At 62.1% G+C, this 15,255-nt stretch carries 13 protein-coding genes; 5 read left to right on the forward strand and 8 right to left on the reverse strand.

Annotated elements, in window-relative coordinates:
- Positions 1-172 precede the first annotated feature (172 nt).
- The 4 genes from HK439_RS17740 to HK439_RS17755 all read left to right on the forward strand — a co-directional run bounded on the left by HK439_RS17740 (position 173) and on the right by HK439_RS17755 (position 2,821).
- Positions 173-667: a flavin reductase family protein gene (locus HK439_RS17740; RefSeq protein WP_190292855.1), complete on the forward strand. Its 495-nt coding sequence runs from the start codon at positions 173-175 to the stop codon at positions 665-667.
- A 3-nt stretch (positions 668-670) separates the two neighbouring features.
- Positions 671-1,150, forward strand: coding sequence for a MarR family winged helix-turn-helix transcriptional regulator (locus tag HK439_RS17745; RefSeq protein WP_190292856.1), 480 nt, complete (start codon positions 671-673; stop codon positions 1,148-1,150).
- A gap of 174 nt (positions 1,151-1,324) precedes the next feature.
- The gene (locus HK439_RS17750; protein WP_235987991.1) at positions 1,325-2,125 is read left to right on the forward strand and encodes an NAD kinase; all 801 of its coding nucleotides are present in this window, start codon (positions 1,325-1,327) and stop codon (positions 2,123-2,125) included.
- Positions 2,126-2,272: 147 nt separating this feature from the next.
- Positions 2,273-2,821, forward strand: coding sequence for an Hpt domain-containing protein (locus tag HK439_RS17755; protein WP_190292858.1), 549 nt, complete (start codon positions 2,273-2,275; stop codon positions 2,819-2,821).
- Positions 2,822-2,874: 53 nt separating this feature from the next.
- On the opposite strand, the gene HK439_RS17760 is transcribed toward HK439_RS17755, so the two are convergent.
- The 4 genes from HK439_RS17760 to HK439_RS17775 form a co-directional block, all read right to left on the reverse strand.
- Complete coding sequence (locus tag HK439_RS17760; protein WP_190292859.1) at positions 2,875-4,029, reverse strand: DUF2336 domain-containing protein; 1,155 nt, start codon at positions 4,027-4,029, stop codon at positions 2,875-2,877.
- Between the two features lie 111 nt (positions 4,030-4,140).
- A complete protein-coding gene (locus tag HK439_RS17765) occupies positions 4,141-5,160 on the reverse strand; it encodes a transglycosylase SLT domain-containing protein (protein WP_190292860.1) in 1,020 nt (339 codons plus the stop codon).
- 241 nt (positions 5,161-5,401) lie between these two features.
- Positions 5,402-6,004 (reverse strand): flavin reductase family protein, encoded by a 603-nt coding sequence (locus HK439_RS17770; RefSeq protein ID WP_190292861.1) that lies wholly within the window; start codon positions 6,002-6,004, stop codon positions 5,402-5,404.
- Positions 6,005-6,009: 5 nt separating this feature from the next.
- On the reverse strand, positions 6,010-6,606 hold the full coding sequence (locus tag HK439_RS17775; RefSeq protein WP_190292862.1) for a nitroreductase family protein: 597 nt from the start codon (positions 6,604-6,606) through the stop codon (positions 6,010-6,012).
- 235 nt (positions 6,607-6,841) lie between these two features.
- On the opposite strand from HK439_RS17775, the gene HK439_RS17780 reads away from it, so the two are divergent.
- Positions 6,842-7,897 carry a hypothetical protein gene (locus tag HK439_RS17780; protein ID WP_190292863.1) on the forward strand — a complete coding sequence of 352 codons (1,056 nt, stop codon included), beginning with the start codon at positions 6,842-6,844 and terminating at the stop codon, positions 7,895-7,897.
- Between the two features lie 170 nt (positions 7,898-8,067).
- Here HK439_RS17780 and thrS read toward each other — a convergent pair whose 3' ends face one another.
- The 4 genes from thrS to HK439_RS17800 all read right to left on the reverse strand — a co-directional run bounded on the left by thrS (position 8,068) and on the right by HK439_RS17800 (position 15,115).
- Positions 8,068-10,038 carry a threonine--tRNA ligase gene (gene thrS, locus HK439_RS17785; RefSeq protein WP_190292864.1) on the reverse strand — a complete coding sequence of 657 codons (1,971 nt, stop codon included), beginning with the start codon at positions 10,036-10,038 and terminating at the stop codon, positions 8,068-8,070.
- A 280-nt stretch (positions 10,039-10,318) separates the two neighbouring features.
- Positions 10,319-11,782: a RimK family protein gene (locus HK439_RS17790; protein WP_190292865.1), complete on the reverse strand. Its 1,464-nt coding sequence runs from the start codon at positions 11,780-11,782 to the stop codon at positions 10,319-10,321.
- 250 nt (positions 11,783-12,032) lie between these two features.
- Complete coding sequence (locus HK439_RS17795) at positions 12,033-13,175, reverse strand: GNAT family N-acetyltransferase/peptidase C39 family protein (RefSeq protein ID WP_209011912.1); 1,143 nt, start codon at positions 13,173-13,175, stop codon at positions 12,033-12,035.
- A 182-nt stretch (positions 13,176-13,357) separates the two neighbouring features.
- The gene (locus tag HK439_RS17800) at positions 13,358-15,115 is read right to left on the reverse strand and encodes a B12-binding domain-containing radical SAM protein (protein ID WP_190292907.1); all 1,758 of its coding nucleotides are present in this window, start codon (positions 15,113-15,115) and stop codon (positions 13,358-13,360) included.
- Between the last annotated feature and the right edge of the window lie 140 nt (positions 15,116-15,255).

Raw genomic sequence — 15,255 nt, forward strand, 5'->3', positions numbered from 1 at the left:
GGTTTCCCTGTTGGCCCTGGAGGACACGCAGCCATGGCGGCAATATCCTGTCTCCTCCACATTCACTGTGTAGCAAGTATTTGAAATTATATCAATTGGAATATATTTATGCTTAAACTAATTCCGAAACCGGCCGATGGAAACGGCAGGTAGCAGAACGGGGGAACGCCTCATGACGGTCATGATCGATCAGAAAAAATTCCGCCAGGCCCTTGGCCGCTTCACGACCGGCATTGCCATCGCGACCACCTGCAAGGAGGAAGGTACGCCGGTCGGCCTGACGATCAATTCCTTCAATTCCGTCTCCCTCGACCCGCCCATGGTGCTGTGGTCGATCGGCAGGAATTCTCCCAGCCGGACGGATTTCGAGGATGCCGGCCACTTCACCATCAATGTGCTCGGCTCGCACCAGATCCCCCTGTCCAACAACTTCGCCCGTCCCGGCGACAAGTTTTCCGAAGTCGCCTGGGAAAGCGGCAGGACCGGCGCCCCGGTCATTCCCGACTGCATCGCCACCTTCCACTGCAAGACCGCATTCTGCTACGAGGGCGGCGACCACATTATCTTCGTCGGCGAGGTGGAGAATTTCGAGATGAACGAGGGCGAGCCCCTGCTCTATCTGGACGGACGCTACGGCGTTGCCCGTCCCCATCCGGACACGGCCTGAGCCATGCCCAAAACTGTTGTCAAAGAAGAGGTAGGGGACAAGGCAGCCGACGCCTCGTTTATTTCCGACTACCTGCCCTATCTGCTCGCCCATGCCAGCCACCTGATCAGCGGCCAGTTCCACGATCAACTGCGCGCGCGCGGCATCAGCGTGTCGACCTGGCGTCTGCTGGCTACGCTTTCCAGCGGCGACGGCATGACCATTGGCGCTCTCGCCCGCATCGGCCTCTACAATCAGCCGACGACCACCAAGATCATCGACCGGCTGGAGGAAACCGGCCTGGTCGAACGCCGCCAGGACGAAAAGGACCGGCGCAAGGCGCTGGTGTTCATCACCGCACAAGGCCGCGCCATGGTCGACGACCTGCTCGGTGAGGCAAAGGCCCATGAGGCCAAGGTCACCGCCTCCTACACGCCGGAGGAAATGGCGACGCTGAAGCGCGTCCTGCGCACCCTGATCTCCCGCCTGGAAGACGACGCCTGAACGCAAGGACCTTGGTGTCCGCTCCAGGCCATTCCGGCCTCATTTGTAAGTTTACGGCCTAATTCGGCCTTGGCGACCAAGCACTTCCTGCTATTAAGGAGAAGTGACGAGCCTGCCGCCCGGACGGGGCCGGGCCAACCGGGAAACGCCTGCGAGTTCATGATGCCCATTGCGATGCCCTCTGACAAAGCTCCTCGCAGCGCGCCTGAAAAAGTCGAAAAGCTTTACTTCGTCGCCAGCGATACCGCAGAAGCCCAGGAAGCGTGCACGCGTCTGGTCGCCCGTTACGGCGAGGTCAGTGCCGAAGAGGCGGATGTGATCGTCGCGCTCGGCGGCGACGGCCTGATGCTGCAGACACTGCACAAGTTCATGGGAGCCGGCAAACCGATCTACGGCATGAACCGCGGCTCGGTCGGCTTTCTGATGAACGAGTACCGGGAAGACGATCTGCTCAGCCGGGTCGCCGAGGCCGACGCCACCCCGATCCATCCGTTGTCGATGGACGTCGTCGACCAGTCGGGGAAAAGCTCCACGGCCCAGGCAATCAACGAAGTCTCCCTGCTCCGCCAGACCTCCCAGGCCGCGCGCCTGCGCATTTCCATCGATGGCCGCGTACGCCTGGAAGAGCTGATCTGCGACGGTATCATCATCTCGACCCCGGCCGGCAGCACCGCCTATAACCTGTCCGCCCACGGACCGATTCTGCCGATTTCCTCGCCGCTTCTGGCATTGACCCCGATCAGTGCCTTCCGGCCCAGACGCTGGCGCGGCGCCCTGCTGCCCAACCACGCCCGCGTGGACATCGACATCCTCGAACCGGAAAAACGCCCGGTCAGCGCGTCCGCAGATCACAGGGAAATCCGCGACGTAACCAGGGTGTCCGTGCACGAGGACGGCAGCGTGGAAGGCCTGATCATGTTCGACAGGGAACACGGCTGGGACGAGCGCATCCTGACGGAAATGTTCCGCTACTGACAAAGCGGGAAATTGACTGGCTAACAGACTGTTAAGCAGATCTCCGCATACTGGAACGCGACTTTAAGCCCCTGGTGCGGTGGACAAGGGGATAATCCCGGCCGTTGCGGATAACGCTCGCAAAATGCGGGAAGCAAAGGGTTGATCATGGCTGCTAAGCCTCTTGAGGAAGAAGAGCGCGAGATCCTCTCGCCTCCGACGGATCTTCGGAAAAAGGTGCGAATCCTGAGCAAGCGCGAGGCGAAGAATTTCGATCCCGTAAAGGCTGCCGAACAGGCCCTTGAACGGCTTTCGGGAAAATTCGACGGCTGGATGAGCAATGAGACGTCCGAGCTGATGACCGCCTACGATGCGATCCGCGCCGAAGGGCTCAACAAGGCGAACCTGGATACGCTCTATCAGGCCGTTCACAACATGAAGGGTCAGGCGCTCACCCTCGGCTATCCGCTTGTCGGATCTGTGGCCTCCAGCTTCTGCCGCCTGCTGGAACACGTGCCCGGCCCGGAAAAGCTGCCGCTTTCCCTGACGGAGCAATATGTCGAGGCGATCCGGGCAATGGTGGCCGAAGGCGCCCGCGATACGGACAATCCGACCGGTGCGGCCCTTGCCGACAAGCTTTCGGAAGTGACCGAAGACTATCTCGCCCAGTTCCCGCTGAAACCCGAGGACGAGGCCGACGATCTGATGATCGGCTGAGATCCGAGATCGGCTGACCGGCCTCTGCCATCATCGCTGCCCGACGTCTTTCCTCAGGCGGCCTTCAGCAATTTCTGCAATCTGCCTTTGACAAAGGCCCGCGCTTCCAGCCGGGCCACGTCGACCGCGAACCGGCGCAGGAACGCGGCGATATCCTCGTCCGCCCCAAGCGACCCGTCCTGGATTTCCGACAGCAGGGCCTCCGTCAGCGTGCGCGCCTGCTCCAGGCTCATGTCCCGGGTGAAATCCGCCTCGGCGCTGCGGGCGATTTCGATCGCCAGCAGAAACGCCTGATGGGACCTGAGCGGTAATCCCGCCTTGCGCAGGACCGCCTTCAACGCCGGCAGGCGGACCGATATCAAGAGATGCCTGAGGCGATCGGCCGGCACGTTTCCAAGAAGAGAGAGCGCGGCTGCAAACAGCCGCAGCCGGCCGCAACAGACGGCGCGAAGCAGGAATTTCGTCGTCAGCAGGGCCTCGCCGCGCAGGTGTTCCACGAAGTCCGGCATTTCGCTGTCTGAGGCTTCCAGGGCAAGATGCAGGGTGACCTTGTCCGCCGCGTCCGCCAGGAATTCCTCCTTCAGGTGATCGGGCACCTTTTCGGCAAACATGGGATGGCTCTCAAGCCGCTCCGCAAACCGGCTGAGCAGCTTGTGGCGCAAGGTCAGCGGCAGGCCGGTCCGGTTCAAAAGCGCCTCGCTCACCGGCATGACGGCCTCATGGCGTTCTGCAATCCGGATCAGGCTGGATTTGAGGATATTGGCCGACCTGTTTTCCAGCATCACCTGGCACGCCCGGGCGCAGCCGACTTCGGCGAGGGCCGCGGCGACGACCGGCTCAAGCCCTTTCCGGCCGGCGATGGCGCACTGGATCCGGTCGGACCCTTGCGCCAGGGCATCGACGAGCTCGACCTCGGTGAAGACCGGCGAGGATTTCAGCACGATCTCGGCAACAGGCTCCACATCCTCGGAAAGACTGAGAATGACGTGGCGCGGCGCCTGACTGTGTTCCGCCAGATTTCGCGCCAGAGCCTCCCTCACCTGCGGGCAGGGATCGTCCAGAAGGAAGGTCAGCGCAGCGGCAGCCCCCCTGCGGTCTTCCTCGCTCAGGTCGGAATAAAGCCAGGCACGGGCAAGCGCACCGGCAGCCGCCGCACGCGGCGCGTCCGGAGCACTATCAACCCAATTCAGAAACTCTCGTATGATCATGGTGACGCACAACAGGTCTTTGGTTCAGGTTCAACCCTGACATCAAAGACTTAACGATCGGTTCACCATAATTATGACAGGTCGGACGGCGGAATTCGGCCGTGGCGCCGCTCAAGCCGGCGGCAACAGGTCCTTCTGATCGTCGTCTTCCTTGAATTGCAGGAAGCGTGTCAGATCCAGCGGACGGTGCCGTTCGGCATCCGCCAGTTCCTGGGCTGCGACCTGTGAAGAGGCACTGCTGGAATAGCGGCTTTCTGAAGTCGCCGTGAACGCCGTGGTGAAGCGTGTGTCGACACCGGCTGACGCCGAAGCGGCATCGTTCCGGAACAGGGCCTCAAACGGGTTATGCGTTTCCGTGGCGCGGAACGCGTTCATGACACGCCGCGTTGCCTCGTCCAGATTTTCCGGCATGCCTTTGGCAGGCACCGGCTGGCCGTCGGCGCTGGCCACGCGGGTCCCTTCACCCGGTTTCGCATTGGGGACGGCCGTGGCCCCGTTCAGGCTGGCGATCATGGTGACCGCGTCGTGTTTGGAAACGATGGCATCATAGACTTCCGATGCCGTCCGGGGCGTGCCGTTGTGATTATAGAAGATCGACCGGTTGGCCCGCGCCTGGGTCGGAAACAGCTTGTCGGCGCGCGCGTCCGCATTGTCCTGGGTCGCGCTGATCAGCCGGTTTGCCCCCGATGCGCCCAGGAAATGGGCCATATACAATTCGCCGTCAGTCGGATTGCGTCCGAGCTTCCGGCTCAGTTGCGCCGCGTTTTTCTGGGTGAGTTCACCGGCCAGAACGGAAGCGATTTCTGGATCCTTGCGCAGCTCCAGAATTTCCTTGCGCACCTCCGGGTCCTTCACCCGGTACTTGCCGCTGCTGGTCTGTTCGATCTGGTCCGCATATTTGGCCAGCCCGTGTTCCGGTCCGGCCTCCTTCATGGTTTCCAGCCAGGTGGATTCGATGAACTGGAACAGCCCGGTCGCGCTCGATGTCCTGGCCTTGGCCTGAGGGTCGAACGACGATTCTCGCGCCGCCGTCTTGACCAGGTACTCAAAGGAGGTACCGGTCGATGTACTTGCGGACTGAAATGCCTGCTCGATCCGAGACGCGATCGAGGCGGAGTCAGCTACACGCATGATCCCTTCTCCCCGATGGAACCGTTACTGGTTGGTTAATGTCGCGCCCCAAAGGTTAACAAAACCTTAACACACAGCATCTGGAGGGATATTCGGGAAGGAAGCCGTCCCTTTCACACGGATGACGTGTCATTTCTACCGAAAACAACGCCTTACGCCTGTGAACAAGCGGCCCGGGGGCATCGGAAGCATCCCGGGCCGACTCAGTCCATGGAGCGGTGATTTTCGCAATTTGCGAAAATCAGTCCTGCGGCCGGGTCATCTCGAACACTTCGTCGGTGACCGCGTAGTCCTTGTATCCAAGTCGTGTCAGGGGCCTGACGCGGGTAATGTCCAGCCGGCCGTTGACGATGACACTGTCATCGATATGGACGGCGACCACCTGACCGAGAACCATCCAGTTATCGGCATCCTTGCCGTCAACGTCCTGCAGGCGGATGGTTCGCAGATGCTTGCATTCCAGGGCCGTATAGGCTTTCGCGACACGCGGCGCCTTGACGAGCCGCGACGGCGCCATTTCAAGACCGGCCCGTTCGAATTCCGACTGCCCGTGCGGCAACGGCGCGGATGAGGCGTTCATGGCGTCCTTCAGGTGGTAACTCGCCATGTTGCAGACGAAGTCCCCGGTCTCGTCGATGTTGGAGACGCTGTCCTTGTAGCCGTTCGACGAAAACATCACGATCGGCGGCGTGTCGGCGACCGCATTGAAGAAACTGTAGGGCGCCAGGTTCGGACGGCCTTCCTTGTCGAGGGAGGAGATCCAGCCGATCGGGCGCGGTGCCACGATTGCCTTGAAGGGGTTGTAGGGCAATCCGTGATCGTTCTTGGACGTTTCGTAAAACATGTGGCTCAGCTCTCTGACCAGTCAGTGCAAATCTGCGCCAGCTCCGGGCGCGGGCGTTCGAATGGTGCCTGTGTTGGCGTTCCGATATGGATGAAACCGGCGAAGCGTTCCCCGTCCTTCGCACCGAGAAACCGGCTCGCGTCTTCATCGAAGGCATACCATTCGGAAATCCACTGGGCGGCATAGCCCGACGCGGTGGCCGCGCTGATAAGGTTCATGCAGACGGCACCGGCAGACAGTTCCTGCTCCCACACCGGGATCTTCGGATGAACGGCAGCACGGCTGAGCACGCCGACCACGAGCGGTCCGCGGGTGAATCGCGTCAGTTCCTGCTGGCGGCGCGCCTCGTCCAGGGGAGCTTCGCCCTTCGACTCGGCGATTTCCAGGAGCTTGGCACCGATCCGCTCGCCCTGTTCGGCCCGGTAGATCACAAACCGCCACGGGGCAAGCTTGCCGTGATCCGGCACACGGGCGGCAGCGGTCAGAATGTCCGTCAGCTCGCTTTCGGAAGGAGCGGGAGCCGTCATGGTCACGGAGGGATGCGAGCGGCGCCTGAGGAGAAAATCCAGGGCCTCCTGGCATCGGGGCGCAAAATTCGACATGTAGGGGATCGCCTATCTTGAACAGGTAAAAGGTGGAAGCATCTGCCGCATTGAGGTAATTCATCGAACGCGGTTGTCAACTTTTAACGAATGGGTCTTGAATTTGCCCGATTTTCCGGCACACAAGACAGTGACATAAAACGGCATATGCAGATGTGACAGTCGCGGCGCAAAGCCGCCGTAGGGTATCGGGGTAGGTATGAGCAAGTTCGAAATCGTGAAGCGATCTTGCAAAATGGCAGTTATCGGCCTGGCAGTGCTTGCCGGCCTCGCGCTTGCGCCCGCCGCCGTTGTTCCTGCCGGCTTCACAGGTACCGCACAAGCGGAAACCCTGCCGATGCCGCCGCGGGAAAAACCCGATCCCAACGCACCGGCTGCTGCCCCCGAAGACCCGATCGAAAACCTGCTCGACCGCGATCCGGAGCCCCTGTTCAGCGACGCGCTGGTTCCCTACGCGCCGACCCAGCAGCCCGGCGACACTTTTCCCTCGGGCACCAAGCAGGGTGCGCTTTATCTGATGGCGAAGCTGACCCGCGACAGCAAGCCGCTCGAAAGCGGTCTGATCTGGCGTATCTACAGCGAGACCACCAATGAGGACGGCCGGCTGGAACTGGTTGCCACATCCCGTGGCGGCGATGCCGAGTTCCGCCTCGATCCCGGCGCCTATCTGATCCACACCGCCTATGGCCATGCAACGGCCACCAACCGGATCGTCATCGGCCGGGACGTCATGTCCAAGATGGTGATCCTGAACGCGGGCGGCGTGAAGCTCGACGCCATGCTGACCGAGGATCAGCCGATCAAGAGCGGCTCGGTCCAGTTCGACATCTACGGCACGGAATTCAACGAACGCGGCGAACGCAATCTCGTGGCTCAGGACATCAAGCCGGGCACGATCGTCAGGCTCAATTCCGACACCTACCATGTGGTCAGCCGCTACGGCGGCGCCAATGCGGTCGTGCGCGCCGACATCCAGGTCCTCCCGGGCAAGCTGACGGAAGCGACCATGTATCATCAGGCGGCCGACATCACCCTGAAGCTCGTCAACGACCCGGGCGGCGAGGCCATCGCCAACACCTCCTGGTCCGTGCTGAGCCCGGGCGGCGACGTGGTGGTGGAAGCAAACGGCGCGTTTCCGGCCTTCGTCCTGTCCGCCGGCGACTACGAGGTGGTCGCCCGTAACAACGGCAAGCTGTTCCAGCGCAAGTTCACCGTCGCTTCCGGCGATGACAAGGAAGTCGAAGTCCTGGCGAACGCCGGCTCCGAAGCCCCCGCCAACATGACCCAGTAAGACCGGCTTAAGCCCTCATCAGCCCCCGCCCTGCCCATAACAGCTGCGCGAACTGAGACCGTATGCTCATGCACCGGTCTGCGGATTTCTGTGCAGTCGGATAACACGCCCCCAGCGCGGGGGAATTCGCACCTGATCTGGCCGAATTCCCCCTGATCTGCTTGAGAGCCTTACTTCAGGTCCGGTGCGACCGCTTCTTCGGCGAAGGCTGCGATGGCCTCGTCCAGACCCATGGAGGTCTGGTCCTTGGACCCGAGCCGGCGGACGTTCACGGTCCGCTCTTCCGCCTCCCGCTTGCCGCAGACGACGATCACCGGGATCTTGGCCAGCGAGTGTTCGCGGACCTTGTAGTTGATCTTCTCGTTGCGGAAATCGGTTTCCACCTTGAGACCCGCCGCACGAAGCTTCTCGGCGACTTCCTGGCCGTAATCGTCGGCATCGGATGTGATCGTTGCGACGACCACCTGCAGCGGCGCCAGCCACAGCGGGAAATGCCCGGCGTAGTTCTCGATCAGGATGCCGAGGAACCGTTCCATGGAGCCGCAGATGGCGCGGTGGATCATCACCGGGGTCTTCTTCTCCCCGTCCCTGTCCACATAGAAGGCGCCGAAGCGTTCGGGCAGGTTGAAGTCCACCTGGGTGGTGCCGCACTGCCATTCACGGCCGATGGCGTCGCGAAGGGTATATTCGAACTTCGGCCCGTAGAAGGCGCCCTCGCCCGGCAGGATATCGGTCTTTACACGACCGCCGGACTGCGCCTCGATCTGCTTCAGGACCTTTTCCATCACCGCTTCGGCATGATCCCAAAGCTCGTCGGAGCCGACGCGCTTTTCCGGCCGGGTCGACAGCTTGACGACGATTTCCTTGAAACCGAAGTCCTCGTAGACCGACAGGATCAGGTCGTTGATCTTCAGGCATTCCGCCGCCATCTGCTCTTCGGTGCAGAAGACATGGGCATCGTCCTGGGTGAAGCCGCGCACGCGCATCAGCCCGTGCATGGCGCCCGACGGCTCGTAGCGGTGCACCACGCCGAACTCGGCGAGGCGCAGCGGCAGGTCGCGGTAGGACTTCAGGCCGTGCTTGAAGATCTGCACGTGGCCCGGACAGTTCATCGGCTTCAGCGCGAACACCCGGTCGTCCTCGGCCTCCGTGTCGGCGCACTGCACGGAGAACATGTTCTCCTTGTACCAGCCCCAATGACCGGAGGTCTCCCACAGCGAGGTATGCAGCACCTGAGGCGCGTTCACCTCGTCATAGTCGGCGTCCAGCCGGCGGCGCATGTAGGCGACCAGCTTCTGGAACAGGCTCCAGCCCTTGGCATGCCAGAAGACAACGCCCGGACCTTCTTCCTGGAAGTGGAACAGGTCCATTTCCCGGCCAAGCTTGCGGTGATCGCGCTTTTCGGCTTCCTCCAGCATGTGAAGGTAGTTCTTCAGGTCGCTGTCGCTCGCCCAGGCCGTGCCGTAGATGCGGGTCAGCATCGGCTTGTTGGAATCGCCGCGCCAGTAGGCACCGGCAACCGTCATCAGCTTGAAGGCATTGCCGATCTTGCCGGTGGAATCCATGTGCGGACCGCGGCACAGGTCGAACCACTTGCCCTGGCGATAGATCTTCAGGTCCTGGTCTTCCGGGATCGCGTCGACCAGTTCCACCTTGTAGGCCTCGCCCATGTCGGCGAAGACGTCCCTGGCCTTCTCCCGGCTCCAGACTTCCTTGGTGAACGGCTCGTTGCGGGCGATGATCTCGCGCATCTTCTTTTCGATGACGGTCAGATCGTCCGGCGTGAACGGCCAGTCCTCGCGGGTATCGGGATGGACGCGCTTGAAGTCGTAGTAGAAGCCGTTCTCGATCACCGGGCCTATGGTCACCTGGGTGCCGGGCCACAGCTCCTGCACGGCCTCGGCCATGACATGGGCCGCATCATGACGGATCAGCTCCAGCGCACGCGGCTCGTCGCGGGTAACGATCTCGATGCTGGCATTTGCGGTGATCGGATCGGAGAGATCCCTCAGCTCGCCGTCGATCGAGACGGCCACGGCCTTCTTGCGCAGGCTTTTGGAAATGCCTTCGGCGATCTCGGCACCGCTGATGCCGGGTTCGAATTCGCGCACGGAATTGTCGGGGAAAGTCAGGCTGATCATATCTTTTCTCCAGCTCACTCCTGCAGACAAGGCAGGTAAGCGTTTCTCGTTTGATTGATGCGCCTTCACATAAGCGATTTGGGCCGGTGGGGCAACCTTCGAGAGCGCATCACCACCCATCAACGGTCATCCCGGCCAAGCGCAGCGCGAGCCGGGACCGGCGAGCCACCAGAACTTCGAAATCAGGTGGCTCGCCGGTCCCGCATCTTCGCTTCGCTTCGTGCGGGATGACGATTGAGAGGTTGCTTTCGTTGACAGGTCTTGCCCCCTATAAATCCTGTCACCTGCTCTCCAGCCGCTTCAGGTACCAGCGGATCAGCTGGTCCCAGACGATGTCCTTTTCCGCTGAATCCTCGCAGCCGTGGTCGAGGTTCGGATTATCGTTGACCTCGATGACCACGACCCGGTCGCCGATCTGTTTCAGGTCGACGCCATAAAGCCCGTCCCCGATCAGGCGGGCCGCACGAATGGCGGTTTCCACGACGGCGGGCGGAGCCTCGGCGAGCGAGGTGGACCGGAAGCTGCCTTCCACCGACTTCTTGCCGTCCTCGTGGCGCACGATCTGCCAGTGCTTCTTCGCCATCAGGTACTGGACGGCAAACAGCGGCTCGCCGTCGAGCACGCCGATGCGCCAGTCGAACTCGGTCGGGCAGTATTCCTGGGCCAGGATGATGTCGCTGTCCTCGAACAGCTCCTTCAGCTTGTCCCGGATCGCCTCCTCGCCCGTCACCTTGAACACGCCCCGGCTGAAGGATCCGTCCGGGATCTTCAAGACCACCGGAGACCCGAGCCGGTCTTCCAGCTGGTCCGCCTCCTTCAGCGAGGACAGGATCACCGTCTTCGGCGTCGGCACCCCGTGCGCCTCCAGGAGTTCGGCCAGATAGACCTTGTTGGTGCAGCGGATCATGGAGACCGGGTCGTCGATCACCGGCATGCGCTCCTGCACAGCGCGCCGGGCAAAACGGTAGGTGTGATTGTCGATATTGGTGGTCTCGCGGATGAACAGGGCGTCGTATTGGGCAAGCCGGTCGAGATCCCCCTTGCCGATCGGCACCAGTTCCACTCCGTGCCGGGCGGCAACCTTTGCCATGTATTTCAGCGACGAGATGCTCGACGGCGGCAGCTCCTCCTTCGGATCGGAGAGCACGGCGAGCGCGTATTTCATCACGGCGCGCTGTTTCGGCGCCCGCCAGGGACGGTGGGTGTAACGCTCCAGCGCTTCGATCAGGAAGGTGCGGCGGGCCGCATCCAGCTCGGTAATCGCCAGCGGCCGGATCCGGCGGATCGCCCGCCACTCTCCCGGCTCGACCGTGACCTCGAGAATGGGTGTCCGGTACCAGTCGAACAACAGCCGCGCGAAAGGCTCCAGCTGCTCGTTGCCGGCCTGCCCGAGACAGACGGTGATCCTGGAAATCTCCTCCGCCGCCGCGCCGATCTTGCGAAAGCACTGGTTCAGGCTGTTTTCCAGTTCCGGCAGGGCATGATTGTAAAGCTGCTTGCGCGACAGCTCGATCATGGTCTCCACGCTCGGCAGCACCCGGTGCTGGCGCGCCTCGGCCAGCAGCGAGGCATAGTAGCCGGCGCCCTGATAGGCATAGGAGCGGGAGAAGTTCAGGATGTTCGGATTGATACCGGTAAACAGCTTCGGCCGCATCAGGTAGTCCCTGACGGTCATGACCTTGTGCGGCGTATCCGCGTTGGAGATGTCTTTCAGGTTATCGACGAGAATGACCCAGGTCGGCATGGTTATACCAATCGTGGTTGATTATGACGCATCTGACCGCGTTTTCGGCGCGGTCGGCTAGGAGCGCTTTGCAGGGCGATGTGGGACATCGGCCAATAAGCGGGACAACGTCCGGGCGCGGTGAAAACGCGGCCTTCGGTGGACCTGACCTGTCCGCCGGACTGCGTTGCGCCGCTTGCCCGACCAGGCGGGTCGCGCTGCGCGACGCGCCTAGCCGACAAACAGGTCAGGTCCATCAGATGTGCCATAATCAACCACGATTGGTATTTTCCTTCTTGAGAAGAACTTGGGCACGGACAGCCGTCCGGCCCCATCGCGCCATGCGCTCGAATTCCGCATCCGGGATCGGCAGGTTCGCCGCATCCGCCGGGCTTTCGTGCCGCTCGTGTTCCAGCCAGGGATCGTGAATGATCAGGTGGCGTTCGTCCTGATCGTGCACAAGGATCCAGTGCGGAACCTTCTGGCCGAACATGCGGTAGCCGGAGATAAGCACGATCGCCACCGCGCCTTCGGCCACCTTCGCCGCCAGTTCCCGGGCGGTCAGCGGCTGGTCCGACGCGGTCACGCCCAGAGCCTGCGCATCCCGCCGGTAGCCCTCCTGAACCAGACGCATCACCTCCCGCTTTTCCGGATCGCGCACCGAGGACAGGAACAGCGGCTCGTCCGGCGACAGCCGCACCTCCGCCTTCAGCCCCTTCCGCGCCGCCGCCGTCGCCAGCCCGAACGGCCCGCAGCCGCCGTGCCCGGAGGCAAGATAGATCGTCGTCGCCTCACGCCAGAGCGAAAGCTCGGTCAGGGTATCGGTCGGAAAGTCGCTGTCGAACTGCTTTGCCGCCATGATCAGGCAGGCCGGACCGCAGGTGAATTCCGTGGTCTGCGCGTAATAGGGCGCGCGGCCGCGGCCTAAACCGGGGTCATGACCCGGACCGTGCAGCAGCTTTTCCATCCGAAGCGCCGTGCAGCCGTCCTCGTAATAGTCGGGAACCTGCCCGCAAGGGCGGTAGCCCGAGGCACGATAGAGACCGATCGCGGCCTCGTTGTCCTGACGCACCTCGAGGCGAAGCACGATCCGCTCTTCCTCGAAGGCGGCGCGCTCGCTGGCCGCAAGCAGGCGCCTCGCAACCCCTGATCCGCGGCAGTCCGGATCGACCGCCAGAGAATAGAGCCGGGCCAGCGCCGTGCCGCTGCGCAGTAGGATCAGCGCATAACCGACGATCCTGTCGCCGGTATCTGCCACAAGGAGGCGCGCGGTCGAGCGTTCCAGAAACCGCCGGAAACTGCGCCGCGACACGCGGTCGGTTTCAAAACAGCGGTTTTCCAGTGCGACCAGGCCGTCCAGATCGCTCAGGCCGGCCTCTCGTATTATGATTGGATCATCAGCTTCGTCGGGCAATCATTCGGTCCCGGAAACCCGGCGGATATGAACCGGGAAAATTGAACCTTCCTGCCGGCAATCGGGCGGTCGAAAAAAGACTCGCTGGCTGCCGCCGGCAGCGACAGCCTCAATACTCCTATCGCGCGGTTCTGTCTTGCGAAAAACGCAAAAGCCGGCAGCGTCTAATCCATTTTGAGCGATCAGCCGACGACCTTCGCGCGGTCCTTGCCCGTCTGGCGCAATTCGGCGTCGCGTTTGGCCTTGGCGACCGCTTCCTGACCCCCCCGGGTTTCCGTCATCATGGACAGATCCTGCTGATTGTCCTGATCCACCGGCGTCAGCGCCAGGTCCGTATAGGTCTTGCGGTCCGGCGCCCGCTTGACCGCCTTGTAGCGCCAGTAGAACCGGGCGACGTTGCTCACGATCGCCCAGTGCTTGGAAACGATCTCGGTGAGATAGCGGGGATAGAAGACCAGCGGATTTTCGATCGGCAGGCCCGAGCGGCGGTCGGTGCGCACCTTGATCCGGAAATAGCCGCCTTCCAGCGGATGGACGCCCTCGTAGCGGACCATCAGCCAGAACCACATCATCAGGAACAGCTTGTTGCCCGGCCGGCCTTTCGGATGGGCGGCGGCCCGGCGCAGCACCGTCGTGACGTGGTCCATGCTGTAATAGCTGTCCCAGGCGGACCGGTAGGCGTCCTCCCATTCGGCGTCCGACATGACCGGGTGATGGCTGACCCGGTGGTTGAGATCGTATTTGTTAAGATCCGGATCCATCCAGATGCCCTTTTCCAGAAGCACCTTGTGGTCTTCGGAACCAGGCAGCGGCGTCAGGAAGAAGAACTCCAGCAGGTCGAGCGGCAGTTCCTTCTTGATGATCTCGATGTCGCGCAGGACGGATTCCTTGGTGTCCCCCGGGAAGCCGATGATGTAGCCGGCATAGGTGGTCGCGCCGTGGTCGCGCCAGGCGAGCAGCATCTCGCGGTATTCGGTGATCTTGTTCTGCCGCTTCTTGGCGGCCATCAGGTTGTCCGGGTTGATGTTCTCAAGCCCGATGAACACCCGGTTGACCCCGGCCCGCGTCGCCTTCTCGATGAAGTTCTTGATCCGGTGACAGAGCGTGTCGACCTGGATGATGAACTTGATGTCGAAGCCCTCTTCCTCGCGCAGGTAGATCAGCCGGTCGAACAGTTCCTCCCAATGGCGGTTGCGGGCGAAATTGTCGTCGGTGATGAAGAAGCGGTTGATCTTCTGGGCGTAGTTGTCGCGGATGATCCGCTCCAGGTCGTCGGCGGAGCGGAACCGGCTCTTGCGCCCCTGCACGTTGATGATGGTGCAGAAGGAGCACTGGAACGGGCAGCCGCGTCCCAGATCGAAACTGGAATGGGAGCCGGCGGTAAACTGGATGTGCTTCGACGGCAGGATCGGCGTCGGCTCGCCATCGAGCGACGGCAGGTCCGACATGAAATTGTAGATCGGCTTGAGCTCGCCCGCATAGGCATGACGGAAGACATCGTCCAGGCGCAGATCCTCCGCCTCGCCGGCGAAGAAGGTGATCCCCATCTTCTGCGCGTCCACCATCTCCTGCGGCATTTCCTTGAGCATGGACATGCACCCGGAAACGTGGAAGCCGCCGATGGCGACCGGCAGATCCGCCTTCAGGAATTTCTGCGCCAGGTCGACCGCGCGCGGAAACTGGTTGGACTGCACGCCGACCAGGCCGATCAGGGCCTTGCCGCCGGACTGCCGGATCATGCGGATGATCTTCGCCGGCTTCACCCGCGTGTTGGTCTCGTCATAGGTGTGCAGGTGGATCCGCACATCCGGGCCCAGCGCCTTCCGCTCGATCGCAGCCTCGGCAAGGCCGTTCAGGCAGGCAAGCGTATTGGAGGGGATCGCGGAACGCAGCCATTGGATCGGATAGCCGTCGTCGTCGTAATGCGTCGGCTTGATCATGATGAAATGGAGGTCTTCCACGCTCTACTCTCCACCCTGTCGGGTTTTCCGGATGTTTCTCAGGCGACCCTCGCACCCGCTTGACGATGGGTCAATGCATATAACGGAATTCCGGAGACAGACAACACCACGCACGTCAT

Source organism: Roseibium aggregatum, assembly GCF_014692675.1.
GTDB lineage: Bacteria > Pseudomonadota > Alphaproteobacteria > Rhizobiales > Stappiaceae > Roseibium > Roseibium aggregatum_C.

What these genes read in the sequence shown, in the direction of transcription:
- HK439_RS17800 (WP_190292907.1), bottom strand. Translation starts at nt 15,115, where the DNA reads ATGATCAAGCCGACGCATTACGACGACGACGGCTATCCGATCCAATGG.
- thrS (WP_190292864.1), bottom strand. Translation starts at nt 10,038, where the DNA reads ATGATCAGCCTGACTTTCCCCGACAATTCCGTGCGCGAATTCGAACCC.
- HK439_RS17740 (WP_190292855.1), top strand. Translation starts at nt 173, where the DNA reads ATGACGGTCATGATCGATCAGAAAAAATTCCGCCAGGCCCTTGGCCGC.
- HK439_RS17765 (WP_190292860.1), bottom strand. Translation starts at nt 5,160, where the DNA reads ATGCGTGTAGCTGACTCCGCCTCGATCGCGTCTCGGATCGAGCAGGCA.
- HK439_RS17780 (WP_190292863.1), top strand. Translation starts at nt 6,842, where the DNA reads ATGGCAGTTATCGGCCTGGCAGTGCTTGCCGGCCTCGCGCTTGCGCCC.
- HK439_RS17760 (WP_190292859.1), bottom strand. Translation starts at nt 4,029, where the DNA reads ATGATCATACGAGAGTTTCTGAATTGGGTTGATAGTGCTCCGGACGCG.
- HK439_RS17790 (WP_190292865.1), bottom strand. Translation starts at nt 11,782, where the DNA reads ATGCCGACCTGGGTCATTCTCGTCGATAACCTGAAAGACATCTCCAAC.
- HK439_RS17755 (WP_190292858.1), top strand. Translation starts at nt 2,273, where the DNA reads ATGGCTGCTAAGCCTCTTGAGGAAGAAGAGCGCGAGATCCTCTCGCCT.
- HK439_RS17775 (WP_190292862.1), bottom strand. Translation starts at nt 6,606, where the DNA reads ATGTCGAATTTTGCGCCCCGATGCCAGGAGGCCCTGGATTTTCTCCTC.
- HK439_RS17770 (WP_190292861.1), bottom strand. Translation starts at nt 6,004, where the DNA reads ATGTTTTACGAAACGTCCAAGAACGATCACGGATTGCCCTACAACCCC.
- HK439_RS17750 (WP_235987991.1), top strand. Translation starts at nt 1,325, where the DNA reads ATGCCCTCTGACAAAGCTCCTCGCAGCGCGCCTGAAAAAGTCGAAAAG.
- HK439_RS17745 (WP_190292856.1), top strand. Translation starts at nt 671, where the DNA reads ATGCCCAAAACTGTTGTCAAAGAAGAGGTAGGGGACAAGGCAGCCGAC.